Origin of the sequence: Rhizobacter sp. LjRoot28, from assembly GCF_964253025.1 — a bacterium.
GTDB lineage: Bacteria > Pseudomonadota > Gammaproteobacteria > Burkholderiales > Burkholderiaceae_C > Rhizobacter.
In genome coordinates, this window is record NZ_CAXUQC020000001.1 from 2744635 (window position 1) to 2767536 (window position 22902).

Genomic DNA, 22902 nt, shown 5'->3' on the forward strand with positions numbered 1-22902 from the left:
CCCGCAGGGGTGCCAGCCCCGACTCTTTCCTCATTCCAGGAGATTCGCCATGCAACGCAGAACCCTCGTCGCCACCGCCGCTGCCGTCATGCTGGGTGCCACGACCAGTGTCTGGGCCCAGTCCACCTACCCGACCAAGAACGTGCGCCTGGTGGTGCCCTTCGCCCCGGGCGGCACCACGGACATCATCGCCCGCGTGCTGGCCGAAAAGCTCAACGGCCCGCTCGGCCAGACGGTGATCGTCGAGAACAAGGCGGGCGGCGGTGGTTCCATCGGCGCCAACGAAATCGCCCGTGCGCAGCCTGACGGCCACACCCTGGGCATCGCGACCGTGTCGACGACAGCGTCGAACCCCGCCATCAATCCCAAGATCGGCTACAACCCGCTGACCGACTTCACGTCGATCACCAACGTGGCCGCCACGCCGAACGTCATCGCGGTGCACCCGAGCTTCCCGGCCCGCGACTACAAGGGCTTCATCGCGGAACTCAAGAAGCACCCTGGCAAGTACTCGTACGCCACCTCGGGCACCGGCGGCATCGGCCACATGCAGTTCGAGCTCTACAAGAGCCTGACCCAGACCTTCGTGACGCACATCCCGTACCGCGGCGCGGGCCCCGCCCTCAACGACACCGTGGCCGGCCAGGTCCCGATGATCTTCGACAACCTGCCCTCTGCCCTGCCCTTCATCAAGGACGGCCGCCTCATCGCCATCGCCGTGGCCGCGCCGACGCGCCTGGCCGTGCTGCCGAACGTGCCGACGTTCAAGGAAGTGGGGCTGGAGCCGGTGAACCGCATGGCCTACTACGGCATCCACGGCCCGAAGAACCTGCCCAAGGACGTGGTCGACAAGGTGTACGCCGCCGTCAAGAAGACGATGGAAGACCCGACGGTCAAGCAGCGCATCGAGGCCACCGGTTCCATCCTCGTGGGCAACACGCCGCAGCAGTTCACCGCCCAGACCGCCGCCGAGTACGAGGTCTACAAGAAGGTCGTGGCCGCGCAGAAGCTGACGCTCGACTGAGCCGGGCTTGGCCGCCACGCCGCTGCAACAGAGCCAGGGCGCCATCGACCGCTTCGTCGATGCGCTCTGGATCGAGGACGGCCTGGCGGCGAACACCCTGGCGGCCTACCGCCGGGACCTGACTCTCTACGCGCAGTGGCTGGCCCGCGAGAAAGACCGCTCGCTGGACGACACCACCGAGTCCGACCTGCGTGAGCACGCCGTCGCGCACCATGCGGGCCGCAAGTCCACCAGCGCCAACCGGCGCCTCGCCGTGTTCCGGCGCTACTTCCGCTGGGCGCTGCGCGAGCGCCTGGTCACGGCCGACCCCACGTTGAAGCTGCTCGCGGCCAAGCAGGCGCCGCGCATTCCCAAGGTGCTCAGCGAGGCGCAGGTGGTGGCACTTCTCGATGCGCCCGACGTGTCGCAGCCCCTGGGCCTGCGCGACCGCACCATGCTCGAACTCATGTACGCGAGCGGCCTGCGCGTGAGCGAACTGGTGACGCTCAAGTCGGTTCACCTCGGCCTCGACGAAGGCGTGCTGCGCGTGACGGGCAAAGGCAGCAAGGAACGGCTCGTGCCGTTCGGCGAGGAGGCACATGCCTGGCTGCAGCGCTACCTCGCCGAGGCCCGGGCCGAGATCCTGAAGGGCCAGGCGACCGACGCGCTGTTCGTGACGGCGCGCGGCGGCCCGATGACGCGCCAGATGTTCTGGCAGCTGGTCAAGAAGTACGCACTGCAGGCCCACGTGCTCGTGCCGCTGTCGCCGCACACCCTGCGCCATGCGTTCGCCACCCACCTGCTCAACCACGGCGCCGACCTGCGCGCGGTACAGATGCTGCTCGGTCACGCCGACATCTCCACCACGACGATCTACACCCACGTCGCCCGCGAGCGCCTGAAGTCCTTGCACGCGGCACACCATCCCCGCGGCTGAACACACGCCCGGCGCCGCGTGTTCCAATCTCGCATGGCCACGATCAAACTCAAGAAGCCCGCCACCGCGGGCCGCCCTTCCGACCGCCCGCTCGACCGCCCTCCGGTGCGGGGCACGGGCTCGGGAGTGCGCAAGCCGCGCCCGACCCTGGCCGAAGCGGAGGCCCAGCGCGCCGAGCGCGAGGCCCGCTACCAGGAGCAGCTGCGCCAGCGGTTCGGCGACAACCCGCCCCCCCGGTTCATGAGCCGCGAGGACGGCCCGCCCGGGCGCGGCCCGCGCAACGACCGGCCCGGCGCACCCCGCGGACGCGAGGAGGCCCCGCGTGGACAGGGGCGGCCCGATGAACGCGCCCGCGCGCGCGGCTTCGACGACCCCCCGCGCCCGCGTCGCCAAGCCGACGATCCCGCCCGCGCTCGCAGTGCCGGGCCGCGGCAGGACATGCGAGACGACCCCCGTTCACGTCCCAGCGGGTACGGCCCGCGCGACGAGGACCGCCGCCCGCCCGCGCGTCGCGATGCCCCCATGGGCCGGCCCACCGGTCGCCCGGCGGGTGGCAACAGCGCCTTCGGTCCGTCGGGCGATGGGCCCCGCGGTGGGCGTGACGACCGCCGCCCCGGGTCGGACGAGCGCGCGTCCCGCGGACGCGATGACCGCCCGATGAGCGGACGCGACGACCGCCCGATGACCGCGCGCGATGAGCGCCGGCCGCCGGTGCGACGCGAAGCGCCGGCGCCTCACGGCCCGCGCCCGTCCGGACGCAACAGCGCGTTCGGGCGCGACGATCGGCACGCGCCGCCTCCGCGCCAGCACGGGCCTGCGCGCTCGCGGCGCGATGACGACGAGGACGACGACGAGCAGGTGCATCCGGAGATTCCGGGCAGCATGCGCCTGTCCAAGCGCATGAGCGAGATGGGCATTGCGTCCCGTCGCGAGGCCGACGAGTGGATCCCCAAGGGCTGGGTGCGCGTGGACGGCCGGGTGGTCACCGAACTCGGCTCCCGGGTCATGCCCGACCAGCAGATCACGATCGATGCGAAGGCGCGCCACGTGCAGGCCCAGCGCGTGACGGTGCTCATCCACAAGCCCGTCGGCTACGTGAGCGGCCAGGCCGAGGATGGCTATGAGCCCGCCTATGTGCTGGTCAAGCCGGAGAACCAGTGGCGCGAGGACCAATCGGGCATCCGCTTCCTGCTCTCGCACCTGCGCAGCCTGGCACCTGCCGGCCGCCTGGACATCGACTCCACCGGCCTGCTCGTGCTGACGCAGGACGGCCGTGTGGCCAAGCAGCTGATCGGCGAGGACAGCGAGATCGAGAAGGAATACCTCGTTCGGGTGAAGAGCCGCGACGGCGAACCGCTGTCCCAGCAGTCGCTGGCCCTGCTCAACCATGGGCTGGAACTCGACGGCGTGCAGCTGCGCCCGGCGCAGGTCGAGTGGGTCAACGACGACCAGCTGCGCTTCGTGCTGCGCGAAGGCCGCAAGCGCCAGATCCGCCGCATGTGCGAAGCCGTGGGCCTGGACGTGCTCGGCCTCAAGCGGGTGCGCATCGGTTCGGTGATGCTGGGTGACCTGCCGCCCGGACAATGGCGCTACCTGCGCCTGGACGAGCGCTTCGGCTGACCTCGCCGACGGCCTGAACGCGCCGCGGCCGCGCTGACGGCTCGGCGCGCGCAGGGATCAGGCGGGTCGCATGAAGCCCAGGTCGCGCTGGAAGTTGCGCAGGTTGGGGAACACCAGGTCGAGCTGGCTGTCGTTGGCCCCGAACCACCTGCCGAGGGTGCCGCCGATCTGGTCGACCGACACGCCCGGCAGGAAGGTGCCCGAGCCGACTTCATCGTCGTGGTTGAGGCCGACCTGCGGGAAGCGCCCGTAGATCTCGCCGCCCTTGACCGCCCCGCCGTACACGAAGTGGTGCGCACCCCAGCCGTGGTCGGTGCCGTCGCCGTTGCTGGCGAAGGTGCGGCCGAAGTCGGATGCGGTGAAGAGCGTCACCTGGTCGCGCACGCCGAGCGTGCCCAGCACACCGTCGAAATACGCGAGCGCATGCGACACCTGCGTCATGCGCTCGGCGTGCGAGCGGTTCTGCAGGTCGTGCGTGTCGAAGCCGCCCAGGCTCACGAAGAACACCTGGCGACGCACGCCCAGCCCGCCCCGCGCGCCGATGATGCGCGCCACGGTGCGCATCTGGGCGGCCAGCGGGTTGGCGGCATAGCCGCGGGTGGCGGGACTGAAATACGAAGACGGCGCGGCCACCGTGGAGTTGCCGAAGGCGGCATTGAACGCGGCCTGCGCGTCGATGCTGCGCTTGGCGAGCACCGCATGTTCGCGGGCCAGCAGGTGCGGTTGCGCATCCGGCGAATTGCCCTGGGTCAGCAGCGACCGGTACGCCGCCGTCGCCGCCGGCGAATTGAAGAGGGTGTTCACCACGCCTTCGATCGGAAGCGCTCCGGCACTGCCCACCTGGTACTGGTACACCTGCTGTCCGGCGAGGAACTGCACGTTCCCCGAGACCGAGATGCTGGTGAACACCGTGCTGCTGTTGGACGACGCCAGCATGTCGCCCAGCCGCCCGCCCCAGCCGAACTTGGCGCCTTCCGGGGCCAGGGTCTGCCAGGTGCTTTGCTGATCGTTGTGGGAACCGAGCTTGGCCGGCAGCGGCTTGGACTTGGCCCGCACCTCCGCCTTGGTGACGGGCTGGATCAACGGGCCGGCGTTGGCCACCACGGCCAGCCGCCCCTCGCGGAACAACGACTGCACCGCACTCATCTGCGGATGCAGCGCGAAGCTGCGCGATGCGTTCTCGGGTGAGGCGGTGAAGCCCGGCTCGATGGGCAGCACGCCACCCAGCGCGGCCGGACTGGCCCAGGGTGCGGTGAGGTCCTGGGGCGTGCCCACCGCCTTGAGCGCGATCGGATCGGCGCCGGTGGAACGCACCGTGGTGTAGGCCTGCCAGGACGCGGTGTCGGTCGGCAGCACCATGTTGGCGGAGTCGTTGCCGCCATGCAGGAACAGGCAGACGATTGCCTTGTAGTCGCCGGACTGGGCGGCCGCGGCGTTCATCGCCGCCAGGTTCATGGCGAAGGGCAATGCGCCCGTCCCCACCGAGCCCGACAGGACGGCGGCCCGGCGCAGGAACTCGCGCCGCGAGGCGCCGGAGAATGCGGAGTGGGAGGTCATGGGGCTCACTTCTGGATGATGTACTCGGGAGAGGCCATGGTCAGCAGGATGGCGATGCACACTCGGTCGCGCCGGGCGGCGTCGACCGACGCCTGGTTGGTGGACGTCGGCGCAGGCAGGCTGCGGCCGTTCACGGCGCCGACGATCAACTGGCGCTGCGAGGCGCTCATCTGCCCGGACATCAACACCAGGTTGAGCCGGTCGACCAGCGCGCCGGCGTCGTGTGCCAGGGCGAGCTCGGCGCTGAAGTCCGGCTGCACGTCGCGGCTGCTGTTGGCGACGAGCCAGGCCGCACGCAGGTAGTTCACATAGCCGGCCAGGGTCACCTCGTTGGCCAACTGCCATTCGGGCGCCACCAGACCGGCGGCCGCCGCGGCGCTGTTGGGCGGCGTGTAGCCCGGCCGGTAGAAGTTGAAGACCGACGGCGCCTGCAGCACCGACTGGCTCAACCTCGACTGCAGGTCGGTGTCGCCGATGCCGGTGAAGCGGCCGCTGGTCGACTTGGCCGCAAAGGCACGCAGGAAGTGCGACAGGCGCAGGATCGGCTCGCGCGGCTTGCCGAATATCGTGCTGCCACTTTGGTAGGTGCGGGCCTCCGGATCGAGCAGGATGGCGCGCCACACGGCCTTCATGTCGCCGCGCACGCCGCGTCCGTTGTCCGCAAAGGCCGTCGCGACGCGGGCCACATAGGCCGGGCTCGGATTGCTCGTGACCATGCGCTGGATGAGCTGGCGACCGATGAACGGCCCGACGTTCGGGTGCTGGAACAGCCGGTCGAGCGCCACCTTCAGATCGGCCTCCGGGTTCGAGGTGCCACTGGCCGAAATGACCGTGCCCAGGAAGCGCTTCTCGCTGGTGGAATGGAACTTCGCGTAGGACTGCATCGGCCGCCAGTCGCGCTCCAGGTGGCCGTCGAGGCCCTGGAAACGGCGGTCGGTGCGGTCCGCGAGGTTGGCGCCGGCGTACCAGCTCCAGCCGGTGAAGACCTTGGCGAGGCCTTCGATGTCGGCATCGCTGTAGGTGTCCACCGGGCCGGGCTTGGGGGTACCGTCCGCGTTCAGTTCATGCAGACCGATCGTGAACAGCTGCATCACCTCGCGGGCATAGTTCTGGTCGGCATTGCGGCCGGTGACCGGGTCTTCCTTCTGGTTGCGCAGGGTGCTCAGGTACACGCCCATCATCGGGTGCAGCGTCACGCCTTCCAGCAGGTCGCGGAAATTGCCGAAAGCACGCTCGCCCAGCATGTCGTAGTACGACGCCACGCCGCGCGGACGCGCGGTGAGCGACGGCTCGACGAAGGACACGACGAAGATCTGCGACAAGGCGAAGGCCGCCCGCTGGCGCAACTGGTCAGGGCCGTTGATGGCCTGCTGCCAATAGCTTTCGCGGAAATGGCTCGGCGTCACGGTCGACCCGTTGGCGGCCAGGTTGGCGGCCATCGTGTCCATGTACTGCCGATGGAGCTGTTGCGGCTGGGCGAACTGTTCGTCGAGCCACACGGCCGGGCCGCTGGCGCTCACCCGAGGGATGTCGGCGGCCGTCGGGCCGTAGCTGGCCTGGGCCAGGAAGCGGGCAGCGTCCACCGGCGACACCGGCCCCGGTTCGGCGGGAGCGGGAGCGGGTGCCGGGCCGGGGTCCGGGGCCGGTGCGGGCCCGGGCGCCGGCGCAGGTGCAGGTCCCGGCGCGGGAGCAGGAGCCGGAGTAGGAGCAGGCGCAGGAGCAGAGCCGTCCGCCGGAGGGTTCGGCGTCGTTGACGGCCCCCGACCCGGGTCCGTCCCGGGCGCGGTGTCGACCGGCGCTGGCGCGGCGACATCACTGCCACCTCCGCCACCTCCGCCTCCCCCGCACGCCACGAGCACGCTCAACCACAACACGCCGAGACCCGAACGGGCTCCGGCCATCCAACCATTTCCACGCGTAACCACCGCTGACTCCTGTCCCCCCGGCGGGCCGCAGGTCGCTCTGATCCACCCATCGTGCAGGTGGCCGGCGTGCTGGCCCTCTGGAATTGTCAGGCGGGGCCGGTCGGGCCAAAGGAAGGAACAGACGGTGTGCGCGGCCGCTTATTCGCGCGTCGCCGCGCTGCTGCAGCGGGCCGCAGCCAGTCAGACCGCCGACAGCTCCATGGTCGCGCCGGCCGCGCGCAGGCGGCGCAGCAGCACGGGTCCGAGGCCGCTGGCCGGCGTGAGCACCCCTCCGTCGGGCGGCAACTGGTCGATGTCGCGGGCGAGCGCCAGGGCCGACTCGCAGACGAACACCGTGGTGGCCCGGTTGCCCGGATCGCCCTTCATCGCGACACGGGCCCGCAGCAGGCGCCCGGACTGGCTGTGGCCGACCAGCTCACAGCGGAAGCCGCCGTTGTCCATCTGCGCCTCGCTCGGCCCCTCGCCCGGCTTGGGCGCGAGGCGGGCGGCCAAGCGCCTGCCCGCGGGGTGGCGCATCAGGCTCTGCATCAGCCCGAAGGCACCGCCCAGCGCGTAAGCCATGGCACCGGCCGCGGGGCCCGGGCCGAAGCGCTGGTACTCCTGGTAGCGAAAGCCCGGTGCGCAGGCGGTGTCGCCGCGCGCCTGCAACAGCGCGACGCTGCGCCGGACGACCCGCGTGTTGACGGGGCCCATGAGGAAGGGGCCGACCCAGGCGCGGAAGTCGGTATGCACGCGGGGGCGCGCCGGATCACGATGCAGTGCCGGGTCTGCCGGGGAGGTACCGGCCGGGTTCAGCAGGAAGGGGTCGGCCAGCCGCTCGCCTTCGCCAGCGTCCATGAGGTTGAGCATGGAGGCCACCGTGCCGCCGTTGAAGCCGCCCCGCATGGAGAAGGCGGCGTTGACTTCGGCGCACGGCTCGGCGAACCGGTCGCGCATGCCTTGGGTGAGCAGCCAGGTGCCGAGGTCGGAGGGCACCGAATCGAAGCCGCAGCAGGGAATGATGCGGGTGCCGTCTTCGCGGGCCTGCGCGTCGTGGCGGTCGATGAGCGAACGCACCCAGGGTGTCTCGCCGGTGATGTCGACATAGTGCGTGCGATGGCGCACGCAGGCGTCCACCAGTGCCGTGCCGTACAGGGCGAACGGGCCGGCCGTGCTGAGCACGACCCGCGCCTGGCTCGCCAGTGCATCGAGCGCCGCCGCGTCGGCCGCATCGGCGACCACGATGCCGGCCTGCGCGGCACCGGGGCCGGCGGCGGCGCGCACGGCTTCGAGCCGCTTGGCATCGCGACCGGCAAGCGCCCAGCGCAGGCCGGCGCCGTGGCGCGCCAGGTAGGCGACGGTCTGGCGGCCCACGAAGCCGGTGGCGCCGTAGAGGATGAGGTCATGCGAACGAAACGTCATGGCGCGATTGTGCCGTCGGAGCATTCCCACATCCCGTCGCGACGATGCGGGATGACGCGCACCGTCGCAATGTCGGCTAATGGGAGGTCTGCCACGGATGAACACCGCCATGCTGGAACACCTTCCCGACACCGTCGGCCACGCGCTGCGAGAGCAACGCGCCGGCCTCGACAAGATCGCCTTCAACCAGGTGGACCTTTGCCAGGGCGCGGGCGCCTTGCAGGTCGGCAGCCTGGCCTTCACCGACCACGGCCCGATCCCGAGCGACTACACCGCCGATGGCGTCGGCCTGTCACCGCCGTTGCAGTGGACGGGCGTTCCGGCGCAGGCGGCGTCCGTGGTGCTCATCGTCGAGGACGCGGACGCGCCAACGCCACAGCCGCTGGTGCACGCCATCGTCGTCGACCTGGAGGGCGCCGACGGCGCGCTCGCAGCCGGCGCGCTGCCCAGCCCGGGACACGATGCCCAGGCGGACATCACGCCAGGGCGCAACTCCATGCTGCGTGCACGCTGGCTGCCGCCCGATCCACCGCCCGGACACGGGCCGCACCGCTATGTCTTCCAGGTGTTTGCGCTGGAGGAAGGGGCGGCGCTCAGCGGCACACCGGGACGGGGCGCGGTGCTCGAAGCCCTGCGTGATCACGGGCTCGCCGGCGGCTACATGATCGGGGTCTACGAACGTCCGGACGGCAGCATCCCCTTGGCCGACGCCGCGACGGTAACGCAGCGCCAACAGGTGTAGCAGGCGGCGCTCAGGCGCCGATGCGGCCCGACGCGAATGCGGCGCGGTCGATGTCGCGCAGTTCCACCGCGCATTGCACCAGCATGCCCTCTGGCCAGTCGGTCTCCTGCTGGAGCACCTGCAGCAGCCGATCGACGATCTCGCGCTTGACCTCCGGTGTGCGACCGCTGAGGAGCAAGAGCTTCACGTGCACGAAGGCACGGTTCCCGGGCTCGGTCCCGATCTGGAAGTCGTCGAACGCGATGGCCCGGCCCTTGATGTCGAGTTCCTTGGCATGGCCGGTGTCGACCAGCGCCTGGTGGAGCCGCAACAGCAGTGCGCGCGGTGCAAGGGCAGTCAGGTTGGCGGAGTATTCGACGGTGAGATGCGGCATGGCGGGAAGGGGTGCGAAGGACCGGAAGGGGAAAGCGGGAGGCAGGAAAGGCCCGCACGATGGCAGACCCACCCGCCCTTCGTCAAGCCGCGCGGCGCACGAGCCCCTCCCACCAACGGTGCAGGCAAGCCACCGCCTCGGCCAGGTCGCCGTGGTTGGGCACCACTAGGGAGGCTGGCACGGTCTGCACCTCGCGACCGAGCCGACCCGCCACGGCCTCGGCGCTCTCACGCTGCCGCGCCGCCAGCCGCGCTGCCAGCACGTCGGCCGGTGCGGTGACCTGGACGACGTGGGCGCCCGGCGCACTGTCTTTCAGCTCCGTAAGGTGCGCGCGCGAGCCGTTCATCACCACCCAGCGGCCCTGGGCCAGCGGCGCAAGGTCGGTGTGCCGCACGCCGTAGTGCAAGCCGTGCGCCGACCACCAGAAGGCCAGCTGGCCCGCACGCCGGAGCCGCTCGAATGCGGCGACATCGACGGCCTCGTGGTCTTCGCCGCCGGGGTCGGCCGGCCGCGTGATCACCCGGCGCACCTGCAGCGGTGCGGTGCCGGGCGGCAGGCCGGCGCGCCAGGCCTTGAGCAGGCTGTCCTTGCCGGCGCCTGAGGGCCCCACCACCACGATGAGCCGCTCGCTGCCTTGAATCGACGGCGCCGGGCCACCGAGCGGGAAGCGCCGGACCAGTTCGAAAGGCCGGCCTGGTGCGGGTTCGCGGAACCACGCGAGCTCCCCGAGGCCGAGAGGCACCGCCAGTGCGCTGGCAAAGTGCTGCTGCGCCTCGGCCTGCAGCGAGGCTTTCAGCGCCGCATCCGCGTAGGGCATCGAGTCGCTCAAGGTGAGATGCGGTTGCCAGCGGGACAGCACATGCGCGTAGCCCCATTCGTCGAACAATCGAATGCCCTCGGCGTCCAGCCCCCGGATGCGGCGCGAACGCTCCTCGGGGCTGACGGGCGCGCGGAACACGTCGAGGCGGGTCACCGCGTCGGCGGCCATCGCCATCAGCGGTGCGGGAAGCGGTGGGGCAGGACACAAGGCCATGAAGTCGCGAAGCCAGGTGACCGACAGCGTCGGCATGGTCGCGTCGCCATGGCGAGCGGCGAGCGCGGCCAGCGCGTCCATCCATGCGGTCTCGTCGGCGCCATCGCGCCAAGCCATGGGCGCCTTGACGGTGGCGTGGAAACCATAGCGCCACGGTTCTTCACGGTGCGAGGGGGCCCGGCCCGGCGGGGTGCCCGCCGCCGGGTCACGGCCCAGCCAGTTGCAGCCGGCGCGCCAGAGCGGGTGACCTTCGGCCGGCACCCAGTAGACGGCGTGGCGGGCGGTCATCGGAGGTCTCCCTCGGCGTCCACCGTGAGCTGCACCGCGTCGGCGGCGAAGAGGGTGGTGCCCGCCTCGACCGGCACGCCGCTCAGGTCGGCGTTCATGTACTGCACCACCAGCACCGGTTGCGTCACCGGCCTGGCCAGCGCATCGGCCTCGGCAGCGGTGGGCAGCCGGGTGGAGATGGTGCTGCGCACGCGGACATAGTCGGCGATGCCGAGCGCCCGCAGCGCTGCCGTGATGGCGCCGTGGACCACGAAGGCCTCGCCCATGCCGGCCAGCCGCGGACACGGGAAGGCCGAGGTGCTGATGCCGATCGGTCGGCCACGCACCGAGGCACGCGTGTACAGCAACTCGACCTCGCTGGTCGCCGTCACCTTGAGCGGGCCGCTCCACTCGCCGGCAGAGGCGCGCTCGTGGGCCAGCAGTTCGCGTTGCGCCCGTTCGCCGGCCTGGGCCACGTTCTCGCTCATGCGGGTGCGGCGCTGCAGCGCGTAGTCGAGCACCAGCTCGCGCACATACGTGCCGCTGCCATGCACCACCCGCAGGTGCCCCTCGCGCACCAGCGCCTGGACGGCCTGGCGCAAGGTGTGCCGGTTCACCTCGAAGCGCTGGGCCAGCGCCGTCTCGTTGGGCAGGCGTTCGCCCGGGGCGAAGCGCCCGGTCACGATCTCCTCGCGCAAGGCCTGCGCAATGGCCTCCCAGCGTCGCGCACGCACCCGTTCCAGGGCGGCGTCTTCGGGCATCTCCAGCGATGGCTGCATGGTCAATAAAGTGTCATGGACCGAGTTGATACTGGCAGCATCCTAAAGTCATCTAGATGACATCGCGATGAACACCACTTCTCCGCTCCCTCTGCTCAGCCCGGGCGGGCCTCGACAGGCCTGGCTCCAGCTGCTGGCGCAAGCGCCTCGACAGGTCATGGCCGCCCACGCCCCGCCCGTGCTGGCGGACCACCGCTTCGAATGGCTACGCCGGCCCGAGATCGGTCTGGCCATGGTACGCGCCCGCATCGGCAACACCGGCGACCGCTTCAACGTGGGCGAGGCCACCGTGACCCGCTGTGCCGTGCGCCACCCGGGTCGCGATGGTGAGGCGACGGCCGGCGTCGGCTACGTGCTGGGACGAGACGCCGAGCGGGCCGAGTGGATCGCCTCGCTCGACGCCCTGCTCCAGCGGCCGGCCCTGCACCCCGAACTGGCGCAGGCCGTGCTCGCACCGCTGGCACGGGCGCTGGCCGAGCGGCGTGCCGCCGATGCCGCACGGGCGCACACCAGTCGCGTCCAGTTCTACACCTTGCAACCGGAAGGCACGCGATGAATGACCTGCACGCCGCTGCGGCCCTGGCCGACCTGCCGACTGCCTTCGCGAACCCGGTCCACGACGCCCAGTCGGTGTTCCGCCGCCTGCTGGAGGCCATGGCGAGGCCGGGCCGGATCGAGGCGATCGACGCCACGGCCTGCGGCACCCTCGGCCGGCTCGGCATCAGTCCCGCGGCCGCCGCCGTACTGCTCACGGTGGTGGATGCCGAGGTGCGGCTGTGGCTCGACGACAGCCTGCGTTCGCCACGCCTCGCCCAATGGCTGCGCTTCCATGCCGGCGCCCAGCTGGTGGAGCGCGCGGCCGAGGCCGACTGGCTGATGCTGGCCGCGGCCAGCGCAACGCCCCAGCTCTGGGCCGAGGCCCGCATCGGCACGGACGAGGCCCCGCACCGCTCGGCCACCCTGCTCATCGACGTGCCATCCCTGGGCGCCGGAGCAGGCCTCTCGCTGCGCGGCCCCGGGATCGAGACGGTTCACACGCTCGACCGCTGCGGCATCGCCTCACCCTTCTGGCAGGCCCGCATCAACAGCGAAGTCGATTTTCCCCGCGGCGCCGACCTGGTGCTCGCCTGCGGCGAGCGCGTCGTCGCCCTGCCCCGCTCGACCCGCCTCACGCTGGAGGACTGATCATGTACATCGCCGTCAAAGGGGGCGAAGCCGCCATCGCCGCCTCCTGGCACTTGCTGGCGGAGGCCCGCCGGGGCGACCCGGCCCTGCGCGAACTGGAAGTGGCGCAGGTGCGCGAGCAGCTCGGCCTGCTGGTCGACCGGGTCATGGCCGAGGGCTCTCTGCATGATCCCGAGCTGGCGGCGCTTGCCCTCAAGCAGGCGCGCGGCGATGCCATCGAGGCGGCCTTCCTGCTGCGTGCCTACCGCACCACCCTGCCCCGCTTCGGGTTCACCGAACCGGTCGACACCGCCGCCATGCGGGTGCAACGCCGGGTGTCGGCCATCTTCAAGGACCTGCCGGGTGGGCAGCTGCTCGGGCCCACCTTCGACTACACCCAGCGCCTGCTCGACCTCAACCTGCTGGATGCAGCGGCGACCGCGCCCAGGCATGGGCCGGCGACATCGCCGACCGTCGCCGCACCGGAGGAGGACGCCCAGGCCGAGCCGGCCCTGAGCCGTCTCGTGGCCGAGGGCCTGGTCGAGCCGGCGCTGCCGTCGGCCGGTGACCCCGAGCCGCCCGATATCACCCGCGATCCGCCGGCCTACCCGCTGCCCCGCAGCGCGCGGCTGCAGATGCTGTCGCGTGCGGACGAAGGCTGGTTGCTGGGTCTCGCCTATTCCACGCAGCGCGGCTATGCCAACACCCATCCCTTCGTGGGCGAGGTGCGCCATGGTGCGGTGCCGGTGAGCCTCGTGCCCGACGAGCTCGGCTTTCCGATCGAGATCGGCGAGATCGAGCTGACCGAATGCCAGATGGTGAACCAGTTCGTGGGCAGCGCCAGTGCACCGCCCCAGTTCACCCGCGGCCAGGGCATCGCCTTCGGGCACGCAGAGCGGCGCGCCATGGCAATGTCGCTCGTCGATCGCGTGCTGCGGGCGGACGAGTTCGACGAGGAGCGCACGAGCCCCGCACAGCAACAGGAGTTCGCGCTGCCGCACGGCGACAACATCGAGGCCTCCGGGTTCGTGCAGCACCTGAAGCTGCCCCACTACGTCACCTTCGAGTCGGAGTTGCAGATGGTGCGGGCGCTGCGCGAGGGGCGCCCCCTGCCCGCCGCTTCCCTTTCCGTCGACGAGGACGCCGACACATGAACGCCCACACCACCTCCCAGCCGGCGCTCGCCGCCGGCTACAACTTCGCCTACCTGGACGAAGGCACGAAGCGCATGATCCGCCGCGCGCTGCTGAAGGCGGTGGCCGTGCCGGGCTGCCAGGTGCCCTTCGGCTCGCGCGAGATGCCGCTCGCCTATGGCTGGGGCACGGGCGGCATCCAGGTGACGGCGGCCGTGCTCGGCCAGGGCGACGTGCTGAAGGTCATCGACCAGGGCTCCGACGACACCACGAATGCGGTGAACATCCGCCACTTCTTCGCCCGCACCACCGGCGTGGCCACCACCGAGCGCACCCGCGACGCCACGGTCATCCAGACGCGCCATCGCATCCCCGAGGCGCCGCTGCGCGAAGGCCAGGTGCTCGTGTTCCAGGTGCCCCAACCGGAGCCGCTGTACCGGCTGGAACCGCGCCGGGCGGAAGCCACGCGCCTGCATGCCTACCGCGAGTACGGCCTGATGCATGTGAAGCTGTACGAGGACGTCACCCACTGGGGGCGCATCGACGGCAGTTATGACCACCCGGTGCTGGTGAACGGCCGCTACGTGATGTCGCCCTCGCCCATCCCGAGCTTCGACAACCCGAAGATGCACCGCATGCCGGCGCTGCAGCTGTTCGGCGCGGGCCGCGAGAAGCGTCTGTACGCGGTGCCGCCCTACACCGATGTGCGCAGCCTCGACTTCGAGGACCACCCGTTCCAGGTCGCCGCCCAACCCCATGCCTGCGCGCTGTGCGGCAGCACCGGCAGCTGGCTCGACGAAGTGCCCCTCGCTTCGGGTGAATCGCTGTGGACCTGCTCCGACACCGACCACTGCCGCGAGACCCAGGACTTGCAAGGACACGCTCCCCGATGAACATCACCGACATCCATCTGCGCGACGCCACCGCACGCGACGTCCCGGACCTCCTGATGCTGTACGAAGCCGCCGGCCTTGACCGCCCGGGCGACAACGATCCGGCGGCTGCCGCCACCTACTGGTCTGCGCTGCGCAAGGCGGGCGCGCAGGTGCTGCTCGCCGTCGACCCGCAAGGCCAGGCCGTGGGCACCCTCACCCTGTTCGTGCTGCCGCTGCTCGCTCATCGCGCCGCGCCGGCGGCGCTGGTGGAGGACGTCGCCGTCCATCCCGCGATGCAGGGCAAGGGCGTCGGCCGCCTCCTCGTGCACGAGGCCATGGACCGGGCCCAGGCGGCCGGTTGCTACAAGCTGGCGCTGTCGTCCAACGAACGCCGTGAGGCCGCGCATGCCTTCTACGACAGCCTCGGCTTCCAGCGCCACGGCTTCAGCTTCGTCGTGCCGCTCGGAGGCACGCGATGAGCGCCGCCGAACCGCTGCTGCAGGTTGACGGGCTCGGGCATCGATTTCCGCACCCCGGCGTCAGCGAACGCTGGGCCGTGCGCGACGCGCAGCTCGCCTTGCATGCCGGCGAGGTGGTGGCCATCGTGGGTGAATCGGGCTCGGGCAAGAGCACGCTGCTCAACTGCATCGCCGGTCGCATCACGCCCACCGCCGGCCGCGTGCACTACCGCGCGGCCGACGGCCGCTGGCTGGACGTGCACGCGCTCCCCGAGCGGGAACGCCGCACGCTGGCCCGCACCGAGTGGGGCTTCGTCGAGCAGCACGCGGCCGAGGGGCTGCGCATGAATGTCAGTGCGGGGGCCAACGTGGGTGAGCGCCTGATGGCCCTCGGGGAGCGACACCACGGCACGCTGCGGCAGAGCGCCTGCGACTGGATGCAGCGGGTCGAGCTCGATCCGGCCCGCGTGGACGACAACCCGCGCGACTTCTCCGGCGGCATGCGCCAGCGGCTGCAGATCGCCCGCAACCTGGTGACGGGGCCGCGCCTCGTCCTGATGGACGAACCGACCTCGGGCCTCGACGTCTCGGTGCAGGCGCGACTGCTCGACCTGGTGCGCGTGCTCGTGTCGCGCATGCAGCTGTGCGCGCTCATCGTGACGCATGACCTGGGCGTGGCGCGCCTGCTGGCCCACCGCACGGTCGTCATGCGTGAAGGCCGCATCGTGGAGCAGGGCCTCACCGATCGGGTGCTCGACGACCCGCAACATCCCTACACCCAACTGCTTGTTTCCTCGGTGGTGATGCCATGACCGCGCCTGCCTCGACCCCTGCTCGCCTGCAAGTGCGCGGCCTGCACAAGACCTTCACCCTGCACCTGCGCGACGGGCTGCGCCTGCCCGTGCTGCAAGGCGTCTCGCTCGACGTGGCGGCCGGCGAGTGCGTCGCGCTGGTCGGCCCGTCCGGCCAGGGAAAGTCCACCCTGATGAAATGCCTGCACGGCAGCTACGGCGCCGATGGCGGCGAGGTGCTGCTGCAGCGTGATGACGGCAGCACGCTTGACCTGTGCAACGCCACCCCGCAGCAGGTGCTGCAGGTGCGTCGGCGCGAGATGGCCTACGTGAGCCAGTTCCTTCGCGTGGTGCCCCGCGTGCCCGCGCTCGACGTGGTGGCCGAGCGCCGCCTGCACGCCCGCGCCGACCTGGCCGACAGCGCCGCGGCGGATGCCGCGCTGGTCGAAGCGCGCGAGGCGGCCCGGGCCCTGCTGGCCCGGCTCGAACTGCCCTCGGGCCTGTGGGACCTGCCCCCCGCGACGTTCTCCGGAGGTGAACAACAGCGCGTGAACATCGCCCGCGGCTTCATCGAGCCGGCCTCCCTGCTGTTGCTGGACGAGCCGACGGCCTCGCTCGACAGCGCCCGCCGGCGCGTCGTGGTGGAATTGATCGAGGAGGCCAAGGCCCGCGGCGCCGCCGTGGTCGGCATCTTCCATGATGAAGAGGTGCGCGACGCCGTCGCCACCCGCAGCGTGAACGTGAGGCACCTGGCATGAACGCATCGACCGACGAACTGATCCTCGACAACGCCCGCCTGGTGCTCGGCCATGAGACCTGCCACGGCCACGTGGTCGTGCGCAACGGCCGCATCGCCGCCATCGGCAGCGGCCCGGCCGGCGTCCCCGGCGCGGTCGACCTGGGCGGCGACCTGCTGCTGCCCGGCCTGGTCGAGATGCACACCGACAACCTCGAACGGCACGTGATGCCGCGGCCGCGCGTCTACTTCCCCATGCAGTCCGCCGTCCAGTCGCACGATGCCGAAGTGGCCTCCGCCGGCATCACCACGGTGCTCGACGCCATCGGCGTGGGCGACCCCTATGGCGACGGCTTCCGGGCGCGCGACCAGAGCGCCTTGCTGGACGTGCTCGACCGCCTGGAGGCTGCAGGCGCCCTGCGCGCCGACCACCTCATCCACGTGCGCTGCGAGCTGCCGGCCCCCAACGCCCAGGCCCTCTTCGAGCCGTTCTCCCGGCACCGCCGCCTGCGCCTCATCTCGCTGATGGACCACACGCCCGGCCAGCGCCAGTGGACCGACATCGAGCACGCCCGCATCTACTACACGGGCAAGAAGGGCTGGAGCGACGCCCGCTTCGAGGAGGAAGTGCGCGTGGCGCCCGAACGCCAGGCGCAGTACGCCACGCCCAACCGCGCCTGGTTCACCGCCTTCGCCCGCGAACACGGCGTGGCGCTCGCCACCCACGACGACACGACGCTGGCCCATGTCGACGAAGCCGTCTCGCTCGGCGCCTCCATGAGCGAGTTCCCCACCACCCTCGACGCCGCGCGCCACGCCCGCGCCCGCGGCCTGTGCACCGTCATGGGCGCGCCCAACGTCGTGCGCGGCGGCTCCCACTCCGGCAACGTCGCCGCGATGGACCTCGCCCGCGCCGGCGTGCTCGACGCCCTCTCCTCCGACTACGTCCCCTCAAGCCTCCTGCAAGCCGCATGGCGCCTGCGCGACGAAGCCGGCTTCTCCCTCCCCGAAGCCGTCGCCGTCGTCACCCGCGCCCCCGCCCGCGCCTGCGGCCTCGACGACCGCGGCGAGATCGCGGTCGGGCTCAAGGCGGACCTGGTGCGGGTCATCGAGATCGATGGGATGCCGGGGGTGCGGGAGGTGTATCGGGATGGGCGGCGGGTGGCCTGAAGGCCCCGTCGCTCGCGCGTCGATCGCCGGCTTGGCGAACCTTCCAAGCCGCGCTCAGACCACCTTCATCTCGACTGGGCGCCGATCAGAGCGCGAGCCCGGGCGGCACCTCTTCCAACCGCTGGATCAGTCGCGTCGACCCGCCAACCTCGAGCGCCACGGGCTCATTTGAGAAGTGCCATGGCCCACACGTCATGCACCTCCTCTTTCACGACGCTGGCACGCCGGCGAAGCCCCTCTACCTCGAAGCCAAGTTTCTCGTAGAGCGCTTTTGCCCGAACGTTGTCGTCACGCACTGAGAGTTCGATGCGGGTAAAGCCACGCGTCCAGCTCTTGGCGACGGCCGCCTCCATGAGGCGTCGGCCAAGGCCTTGTCCTCGCCACTCGCTCAAAAGACCGATGCCTAACGTGCCGATGTGGGAACGAGACTCTCCCATCTGCGGCGCGACATCGCACCACCCGACCACTCGCGACTCAGCGACGGCAACCACGTAGGGGCAATCCTGCGCAAGCAAGCTTCTGTAGAACGCAAGGGACGACTCCCAAGCTGGAGCGCGAACGAACGCCAAGTACTTCCCCTCCGAGGCGACCGCGTCAATCACACGGTAGACCTCGGGCAAATGACGCTCTTCGGTGGGAACTACGTGGAGGTCCATGGCGTGGTGAACTGAAACATGGGGAGCGCAGCCTAGCATCCCGGAACAAGCGGACGCCTGGACTGAGCATTCTCGCCAGCTTGGCGCAACCTTCCGTCGGTCACGCGCCGAAAACTCGGGCAGATCGCGGTAGACAGGCGCAAGGGTCTCTCTCCTTGCATAGGCATTCGTGCTCACGGCTCGGATTTGCAATCGCGCTCCTGCGAGTTCGCGACTCAACGGTTCGTTTGCGAGAAGCGCTGGTCGATCCGAACGCCGGAAGACGGTTGAGGCAGGAGCAAGAGCTTGCCCTTGTCGAGGGAAATGATCATCCGCACGACGCCCATACCCAGCGCTGTACCTACGCCAGGCTCAAACGGCGCACCGTCCGGTGGCAGTTCCACACTGGGGCTCGCTAATGAGAGGACCGGTTTGAAAGTGCTACAGGATTCGTCCCTTGACGACGGGTTGAACGGCTGCACGACCATCGTGTTGACATTGAGGTCGCGGTAGAGTCGGAACGAAGGCACGGTGCTGCCGCGCTCGATCCAGACACCCCCTGCTTGCACGAAACGCTTGCCTGCCGTCACGGGGTTCGAATTGACGATCACACAATCTCCTTGCCCCCTGTAATAGGTGCCCCGGTCGTCTTCGAACTCCGGGACATAGGTTCCGGCAAGGAGTCCTCGCACCGCCCCAGCTTCGGGCCTCGGCAAGTCGGACTCAGCCGAGATGTCGTAAACGAAATCCTGGTCGAACGTGATGTTGCGCGTCTCACTTGCACGACGCAGCGAATCGGTTGGAACGGTTGTAGCGCACCCCGCCAGTGCCAGCGTGCAAAGCGCCGCAGTGAAGACACTCCAACGATCGGTCATTGATACGTTCATAAGCCTCTTGGCAAGTTTTTCAGAACGGGACGATTGTCTACTGCTCTGGCTCAAGAAGCTGACCGCAAAGCGTGGAATGGCGAGCTAGCGAGCTGGGAGATCAGATCAACCTGGCTCGCAACCGTGCGGACAGCAGATCGATCAGCGAGACACTCGCCATCAGCATCAGCAGCACCGCGGCGGTCTGGGCGTACTGGAAGCCGCGGATCACTTCCCACAGCACCATGCCGATGCCGCCGGCGCCGACCATGCCAACGACCGAGGCGGAGCGGACGTTGGCCTCGAAGCGGTAGAGGGTGTAGGAGATCCACAGGGGCATGACCTGGGGCAGCACGCCGTAGAGGATCTCCTCGATGGGATGGGCGCCGGTGGCGCGGATGCCTTCCACCGGCTGCGGGTCGATCGCCTCGACCGCCTCGGAGAACAGCTTGGCGAGGGTGCCCGTGGTGTGCACCCACAGGGCGAGCACGCCGGCGAAGGGGCCCAAGCCCACGGCGACGACGAACAGCAGCGCGAACACCATCTCGTTGATGGACCGGAAGGCATCGAGCAGACGACGCGCCGGCTGATGCACCCACCAGGGTGTGATGTTGCCGGCGGCCAGCAGGGCCAGCGGCACGGAGCAGACGATGGCGAGCACCGTGCCCCAGAGGGCGATCTGCAGCGTGACGATGAGCTCGTCGAGGTACATGCGCCACTCGCTGAAGTCGGGCGGCAGGAAGCCACTCAGGTACTCGCCCATGTTGCCGGCATCTCGGAACAGGTCGAGTGGGCGCATGTCGGCGCCCTTCCACGAGCCGGCCAGCAGCGCCAGCACACCGGCCCACAGCAGCAGCTGGAACCAGGAAGGGCGCGGCGGCCGCGGCACGGGGCTGCGCCCTGCGGTGGAGACTGAGGGAGTGGCGGCAAGCAGGGTGGTCATGGGCGAGTCCTCGGGGGCTGGCACGTCATCGCGGCATCAAGGGCGCGCGAGCGCTCAAGGGGTTGTCGGTCGGGCCAGCTCTGCCAGGCGGGCGTCGATGTCCTTCAGCTTGCGGCTGCGGTCGTCGGCGGCGAGGGCGGTGTCGGCCTCGACCTTGCCGCGCTCGCGGGCCAGTTCCAGCTGGCGGATGGGGGTGAGCTGCAGGTTGTCCGAGGCGACGAAGCCGCTCAGGGTGAGCTTGGCGAGGTGGCCCTTCTCGCGGGCATCACGGCCGTAGCCCTCGAAGAAGGCGCGTACGCGGGCCTTGGTGTCGGCATCGAGGTCACGGCGCCACACGAGCGGATCGCTCGCGATCAGCGGCGAACGCCACACCTCGCGCAGTTCCGCCGCCTTCTCCGGCATCTTGATCTTCATGCGCTCGACGCCGTCGCTCGCGACGGTGGCCACATCGATCTGGCGGCCGGCCACGGCGAGGATGTTCGTCTCGTGGTTGCTGCGCACGGCGCGCTTGAAGTCGCGCGTCGGGTCGACCTTGTTGGCCGCGAAGGCGTAGAAGCCCGGCACCAGCGAGCCGCTGGTGGAGTTCGGGTCGCCGAAGCCGAGGGTCAGGTTCTGGCGGTTGCGCAGCACGTCGTCCAGCGTCTTGTGCGGGCTGTCCTTGTGCACGATCATCAGGCTCCAGTAGCCCTGGGTGCCGTCGACGTTCACCACGCGTGCGAACACCTCGCCGCTGGCGCGGTCGACCGCCTCCATCGCGGACTTGTTGCCCATCCAGGCGATCTGCACCTTGTTGAACCGCATGGCCTCGATGACACCGGCGTAGTCGGGTGCGAAGAAGGTGTTGACCTTCATGCCGACGGCCTTCTGCAGGTCCTCGATCACCGGCTGCCAGGCCGCCTTGAGGTTGCTCGACGATTCGGTCGAGATGAACCCGATGTTGAGTTCACGAGCCTGGGCGGCCACTTGGGCGGGCTGCACCAGGCCCAGCACGGCGGCGGCGATGCCCGCGAGGGCGGCGAGGTGGGAACGGCGTTTCATGGCGGACTCCAGCGGAATGGGAAGGAACAATGGGAAGGGGCGAAGCGAGCCGTACGCGAGGATGTACGGCCAGAACGGACTGATGCGGCACGACCAAGCCGGCGCCGCCGCATCTCGATCACGACGACATCAACGGCGTACTCAGGCGGCCTGCATGAGGGGCAACGCCGCCGAGCCGGCGGGCGCCTCCGTGCGGCCCGCCGGACGGCGCAGTGCCATCTCGGGGAACAGCTCGTCGGCCTGCGCCCCGTAGAGCGCCTGCAGCCGGTCGAGGGTGAGTTCGTGGGTCGGGCCGTCGAAGACCACTTCCCCCGCACGCAACGCCACGGTGCGTGGGCAGTAGGCGAAGGCGTAGTCGACCTGGTGAAGCGACACCAGCACGGTGGCGCCCGAGCTGCGGTTGACCGAGGCCAGCAGCTCCATCACCCGGCGGCTGGAGGACGGGTCGAGCGAGGCGATGGGCTCGTCGGCCAGCACCACCTTCGCGCCCTGGACCATGGCGCGCGAAATGGCGGCCCGCTGCTGCTGGCCGCCCGACAGGGTGGAGGCGCGCTGCCAGGCGCAGGCTTCGATGCCGACATGCTGCAGCGCCTCGTGCGCCCGCGCCAACTCCGCGGCGGGAAAGCGCCGCAGCAGCGTGCGCCACATCGGCAGGCGGTGCAAGGCGCCGGCCAGCACGTTGGTCATCACGGGAAGGCGCTCGACGAGGTTGAACTGCTGGAAGATGGTGGCGATGTCGGCGCGCAGCGCACGCACCTCGGGCGACAGCCGGCCGCCCTGCTGCAGGGCGCGCCCCTGCACGCGGACTTCCGACTGGCTGCCGGCGTCGCCGCGGTGCAGGCCGCACAGGTGGCGAAGCAGCGTCGACTTGCCCGACCCGGATGCACCCAGCAGCGCGACCATCTCGCCGCGCTGCACGCGCAGGTCCACGCCCCGCAGGGCAGCCTTGCCGCCAAAGTGCTTGCGCAGCCCCTTCACCTCGATTGCCAGTTCAGCCATTGCGGACCTCGGAGACAGTGTCAACAAGTCAAATCATCTAGATGACTCGTGACCGCGGCGTGAATCGCACGTGACGGTCGCATGACGGGGCGGGACGCCCACCGGCCCGGCCGCCCGATCACGGGGTTGCGGTCGGCGCCAGGAGCGGGGAACATGGGGGCTCGAACGTCGTCACACTGCCAGCATGAATGCCGCCCCACCCGATGGGATTCCCTCCTCCCGTCCGCCAGCGACCGACGCCCGCCTCGGCCAGTGGGCCGAGCTGCTCGCGGAGATGTCCGCCCTGCACGCGAAGCTCGAGTACATGCGCCTGATGCTGCGCCTGCAGCAGGCCGACGCGCCCCCACCCGACGCCGCGGGCTGACCCACCGCGCGACCTGCGCGATCGGCCGGCTTGCCGCGAGGGTGGCCGGCCACGCGCCGGCGACGGCGCGCGGGCCCTGATACGCTTTGGCCC

The 22902-nt window shown here is 70.3% G+C and carries 24 protein-coding genes; 13 read left to right on the forward strand and 11 right to left on the reverse strand.

Annotated elements, in window-relative coordinates:
• Positions 1-49 precede the first annotated feature (49 nt).
• Genes ACSQ2F_RS12520 through ACSQ2F_RS12530 form a run of 3 tightly spaced genes read left to right on the forward strand, consistent with a single transcriptional unit; the run spans position 50 to position 3560 of the window.
• A complete protein-coding gene (locus tag ACSQ2F_RS12520) occupies positions 50-1024 on the forward strand; it encodes a tripartite tricarboxylate transporter substrate binding protein BugE (protein WP_436023235.1) in 975 nt (324 codons plus the stop codon).
• A gap of 7 nt (positions 1025-1031) precedes the next feature.
• A complete protein-coding gene (gene xerD / locus ACSQ2F_RS12525; RefSeq protein WP_436023237.1) occupies positions 1032-1940 on the forward strand; it encodes a site-specific tyrosine recombinase XerD in 909 nt (302 codons plus the stop codon).
• A gap of 33 nt (positions 1941-1973) precedes the next feature.
• Positions 1974-3560 carry a pseudouridine synthase gene (locus tag ACSQ2F_RS12530; protein ID WP_436023239.1) on the forward strand — a complete coding sequence of 529 codons (1587 nt, stop codon included), beginning with the start codon at positions 1974-1976 and terminating at the stop codon, positions 3558-3560.
• A 57-nt stretch (positions 3561-3617) separates the two neighbouring features.
• Here ACSQ2F_RS12530 and ACSQ2F_RS12535 read toward each other — a convergent pair whose 3' ends face one another.
• The 3 genes from ACSQ2F_RS12535 to ACSQ2F_RS12545 all read right to left on the reverse strand — a co-directional run bounded on the left by ACSQ2F_RS12535 (position 3618) and on the right by ACSQ2F_RS12545 (position 8443).
• On the reverse strand, positions 3618-5117 hold the full coding sequence (locus ACSQ2F_RS12535) for a DUF1501 domain-containing protein (protein WP_436023241.1): 1500 nt from the start codon (positions 5115-5117) through the stop codon (positions 3618-3620).
• 5 nt (positions 5118-5122) lie between these two features.
• Positions 5123-6700 carry a DUF1800 domain-containing protein gene (locus ACSQ2F_RS12540; RefSeq protein ID WP_436023243.1) on the reverse strand — a complete coding sequence of 526 codons (1578 nt, stop codon included), beginning with the start codon at positions 6698-6700 and terminating at the stop codon, positions 5123-5125.
• A gap of 522 nt (positions 6701-7222) precedes the next feature.
• Positions 7223-8443, reverse strand: a complete 1221-nt coding sequence (locus ACSQ2F_RS12545; RefSeq protein ID WP_436023245.1) for a saccharopine dehydrogenase family protein — start codon at positions 8441-8443, stop codon at positions 7223-7225.
• Positions 8444-8540: 97 nt separating this feature from the next.
• On the opposite strand from ACSQ2F_RS12545, the gene ACSQ2F_RS12550 reads away from it, so the two are divergent.
• Positions 8541-9185, forward strand: a complete 645-nt coding sequence (locus ACSQ2F_RS12550; protein ID WP_436023247.1) for a YbhB/YbcL family Raf kinase inhibitor-like protein — start codon at positions 8541-8543, stop codon at positions 9183-9185.
• A gap of 10 nt (positions 9186-9195) precedes the next feature.
• On the opposite strand, the gene ACSQ2F_RS12555 is transcribed toward ACSQ2F_RS12550, so the two are convergent.
• The 3 genes from ACSQ2F_RS12555 to phnF form a co-directional block, all read right to left on the reverse strand.
• Positions 9196-9558: a 5-carboxymethyl-2-hydroxymuconate Delta-isomerase gene (locus ACSQ2F_RS12555; protein ID WP_436023249.1), complete on the reverse strand. Its 363-nt coding sequence runs from the start codon at positions 9556-9558 to the stop codon at positions 9196-9198.
• An 82-nt stretch (positions 9559-9640) separates the two neighbouring features.
• A complete protein-coding gene (phnN, locus tag ACSQ2F_RS12560; RefSeq protein ID WP_436023251.1) occupies positions 9641-10879 on the reverse strand; it encodes a phosphonate metabolism protein/1,5-bisphosphokinase (PRPP-forming) PhnN in 1239 nt (412 codons plus the stop codon).
• The gene (gene phnF / locus ACSQ2F_RS12565) at positions 10876-11637 is read right to left on the reverse strand and encodes a phosphonate metabolism transcriptional regulator PhnF (RefSeq protein WP_436023253.1); all 762 of its coding nucleotides are present in this window, start codon (positions 11635-11637) and stop codon (positions 10876-10878) included. The genes phnN and phnF overlap by 4 nt, the downstream gene beginning before the upstream one ends.
• Before the next feature lie 67 nt (positions 11638-11704).
• Here phnF and phnG point away from each other — a divergent pair, with 67 nt between their 5' ends.
• The 8 genes from phnG to ACSQ2F_RS12605 are packed head-to-tail and all read left to right on the forward strand — an operon-like array spanning position 11705 to position 17964.
• Positions 11705-12193: a phosphonate C-P lyase system protein PhnG gene (gene phnG, locus ACSQ2F_RS12570; RefSeq protein ID WP_436023254.1), complete on the forward strand. Its 489-nt coding sequence runs from the start codon at positions 11705-11707 to the stop codon at positions 12191-12193.
• Positions 12190-12822 carry a phosphonate C-P lyase system protein PhnH gene (gene phnH, locus ACSQ2F_RS12575; protein ID WP_436023255.1) on the forward strand — a complete coding sequence of 211 codons (633 nt, stop codon included), beginning with the start codon at positions 12190-12192 and terminating at the stop codon, positions 12820-12822. The genes phnG and phnH overlap by 4 nt, the downstream gene beginning before the upstream one ends.
• A gap of 2 nt (positions 12823-12824) precedes the next feature.
• Positions 12825-13955 carry a carbon-phosphorus lyase complex subunit PhnI gene (locus ACSQ2F_RS12580; RefSeq protein ID WP_436023256.1) on the forward strand — a complete coding sequence of 377 codons (1131 nt, stop codon included), beginning with the start codon at positions 12825-12827 and terminating at the stop codon, positions 13953-13955.
• Complete coding sequence (locus ACSQ2F_RS12585; protein ID WP_436023257.1) at positions 13952-14827, forward strand: alpha-D-ribose 1-methylphosphonate 5-phosphate C-P-lyase PhnJ; 876 nt, start codon at positions 13952-13954, stop codon at positions 14825-14827. Before ACSQ2F_RS12580 ends, ACSQ2F_RS12585 begins: the two co-directional genes overlap by 4 nt.
• Positions 14824-15288, forward strand: coding sequence for an N-acetyltransferase family protein (locus ACSQ2F_RS12590; protein WP_436023258.1), 465 nt, complete (start codon positions 14824-14826; stop codon positions 15286-15288). The genes ACSQ2F_RS12585 and ACSQ2F_RS12590 overlap by 4 nt, the downstream gene beginning before the upstream one ends.
• Positions 15285-16079, forward strand: coding sequence for a phosphonate C-P lyase system protein PhnK (phnK, locus tag ACSQ2F_RS12595; RefSeq protein ID WP_436023259.1), 795 nt, complete (start codon positions 15285-15287; stop codon positions 16077-16079). The genes ACSQ2F_RS12590 and phnK overlap by 4 nt, the downstream gene beginning before the upstream one ends.
• Positions 16076-16816, forward strand: coding sequence for a phosphonate C-P lyase system protein PhnL (gene phnL, locus ACSQ2F_RS12600; protein WP_436023260.1), 741 nt, complete (start codon positions 16076-16078; stop codon positions 16814-16816). Before phnK ends, phnL begins: the two co-directional genes overlap by 4 nt.
• Positions 16813-17964, forward strand: coding sequence for an alpha-D-ribose 1-methylphosphonate 5-triphosphate diphosphatase (locus ACSQ2F_RS12605; protein ID WP_436023261.1), 1152 nt, complete (start codon positions 16813-16815; stop codon positions 17962-17964). Before phnL ends, ACSQ2F_RS12605 begins: the two co-directional genes overlap by 4 nt.
• 164 nt (positions 17965-18128) lie before the next feature.
• On the opposite strand, the gene ACSQ2F_RS12610 is transcribed toward ACSQ2F_RS12605, so the two are convergent.
• The 5 genes from ACSQ2F_RS12610 to phnC form a co-directional block, all read right to left on the reverse strand.
• Positions 18129-18620, reverse strand: a complete 492-nt coding sequence (locus ACSQ2F_RS12610; RefSeq protein ID WP_436023262.1) for an N-acetyltransferase family protein — start codon at positions 18618-18620, stop codon at positions 18129-18131.
• 215 nt (positions 18621-18835) lie between these two features.
• On the reverse strand, positions 18836-19474 hold the full coding sequence (locus tag ACSQ2F_RS12615; RefSeq protein ID WP_436023263.1) for a hypothetical protein: 639 nt from the start codon (positions 19472-19474) through the stop codon (positions 18836-18838).
• A gap of 112 nt (positions 19475-19586) precedes the next feature.
• A complete protein-coding gene (gene phnE / locus ACSQ2F_RS12620; RefSeq protein ID WP_436023264.1) occupies positions 19587-20408 on the reverse strand; it encodes a phosphonate ABC transporter, permease protein PhnE in 822 nt (273 codons plus the stop codon).
• A gap of 54 nt (positions 20409-20462) precedes the next feature.
• Entirely contained in the window at positions 20463-21446 is a 984-nt protein-coding gene (phnD, locus tag ACSQ2F_RS12625) for a phosphonate ABC transporter substrate-binding protein (RefSeq protein WP_436023265.1), read from the reverse strand.
• A gap of 141 nt (positions 21447-21587) precedes the next feature.
• On the reverse strand, positions 21588-22445 hold the full coding sequence (gene phnC, locus ACSQ2F_RS12630) for a phosphonate ABC transporter ATP-binding protein (protein ID WP_436023266.1): 858 nt from the start codon (positions 22443-22445) through the stop codon (positions 21588-21590).
• A 184-nt stretch (positions 22446-22629) separates the two neighbouring features.
• Here phnC and ACSQ2F_RS12635 point away from each other — a divergent pair, with 184 nt between their 5' ends.
• On the forward strand, positions 22630-22809 hold the full coding sequence (locus tag ACSQ2F_RS12635; protein ID WP_436023267.1) for a hypothetical protein: 180 nt from the start codon (positions 22630-22632) through the stop codon (positions 22807-22809).
• Positions 22810-22902: the final 93 nt, after the last annotated feature.

What these genes read in the sequence shown, in the direction of transcription:
- phnH (WP_436023255.1), top strand. Translation starts at nt 12,190, where the DNA reads ATGAATGACCTGCACGCCGCTGCGGCCCTGGCCGACCTGCCGACTGCC.
- phnC (WP_436023266.1), bottom strand. Translation starts at nt 22,445, where the DNA reads ATGGCTGAACTGGCAATCGAGGTGAAGGGGCTGCGCAAGCACTTTGGC.
- ACSQ2F_RS12590 (WP_436023258.1), top strand. Translation starts at nt 14,824, where the DNA reads ATGAACATCACCGACATCCATCTGCGCGACGCCACCGCACGCGACGTC.
- ACSQ2F_RS12530 (WP_436023239.1), top strand. Translation starts at nt 1,974, where the DNA reads ATGGCCACGATCAAACTCAAGAAGCCCGCCACCGCGGGCCGCCCTTCC.
- ACSQ2F_RS12615 (WP_436023263.1), bottom strand. Translation starts at nt 19,474, where the DNA reads ATGACCGATCGTTGGAGTGTCTTCACTGCGGCGCTTTGCACGCTGGCA.
- phnL (WP_436023260.1), top strand. Translation starts at nt 16,076, where the DNA reads ATGACCGCGCCTGCCTCGACCCCTGCTCGCCTGCAAGTGCGCGGCCTG.
- ACSQ2F_RS12550 (WP_436023247.1), top strand. Translation starts at nt 8,541, where the DNA reads ATGAACACCGCCATGCTGGAACACCTTCCCGACACCGTCGGCCACGCG.
- ACSQ2F_RS12635 (WP_436023267.1), top strand. Translation starts at nt 22,630, where the DNA reads ATGAATGCCGCCCCACCCGATGGGATTCCCTCCTCCCGTCCGCCAGCG.
- ACSQ2F_RS12605 (WP_436023261.1), top strand. Translation starts at nt 16,813, where the DNA reads ATGAACGCATCGACCGACGAACTGATCCTCGACAACGCCCGCCTGGTG.
- ACSQ2F_RS12585 (WP_436023257.1), top strand. Translation starts at nt 13,952, where the DNA reads ATGAACGCCCACACCACCTCCCAGCCGGCGCTCGCCGCCGGCTACAAC.
- ACSQ2F_RS12610 (WP_436023262.1), bottom strand. Translation starts at nt 18,620, where the DNA reads ATGGACCTCCACGTAGTTCCCACCGAAGAGCGTCATTTGCCCGAGGTC.
- ACSQ2F_RS12580 (WP_436023256.1), top strand. Translation starts at nt 12,825, where the DNA reads ATGTACATCGCCGTCAAAGGGGGCGAAGCCGCCATCGCCGCCTCCTGG.
- phnN (WP_436023251.1), bottom strand. Translation starts at nt 10,879, where the DNA reads ATGACCGCCCGCCACGCCGTCTACTGGGTGCCGGCCGAAGGTCACCCG.
- phnE (WP_436023264.1), bottom strand. Translation starts at nt 20,408, where the DNA reads ATGACCACCCTGCTTGCCGCCACTCCCTCAGTCTCCACCGCAGGGCGC.
- ACSQ2F_RS12555 (WP_436023249.1), bottom strand. Translation starts at nt 9,558, where the DNA reads ATGCCGCATCTCACCGTCGAATACTCCGCCAACCTGACTGCCCTTGCA.
- ACSQ2F_RS12520 (WP_436023235.1), top strand. Translation starts at nt 50, where the DNA reads ATGCAACGCAGAACCCTCGTCGCCACCGCCGCTGCCGTCATGCTGGGT.
- phnG (WP_436023254.1), top strand. Translation starts at nt 11,705, where the DNA reads ATGAACACCACTTCTCCGCTCCCTCTGCTCAGCCCGGGCGGGCCTCGA.
- ACSQ2F_RS12545 (WP_436023245.1), bottom strand. Translation starts at nt 8,443, where the DNA reads ATGACGTTTCGTTCGCATGACCTCATCCTCTACGGCGCCACCGGCTTC.
- phnD (WP_436023265.1), bottom strand. Translation starts at nt 21,446, where the DNA reads ATGAAACGCCGTTCCCACCTCGCCGCCCTCGCGGGCATCGCCGCCGCC.
- phnF (WP_436023253.1), bottom strand. Translation starts at nt 11,637, where the DNA reads ATGCAGCCATCGCTGGAGATGCCCGAAGACGCCGCCCTGGAACGGGTG.
- ACSQ2F_RS12535 (WP_436023241.1), bottom strand. Translation starts at nt 5,117, where the DNA reads ATGACCTCCCACTCCGCATTCTCCGGCGCCTCGCGGCGCGAGTTCCTG.
- phnK (WP_436023259.1), top strand. Translation starts at nt 15,285, where the DNA reads ATGAGCGCCGCCGAACCGCTGCTGCAGGTTGACGGGCTCGGGCATCGA.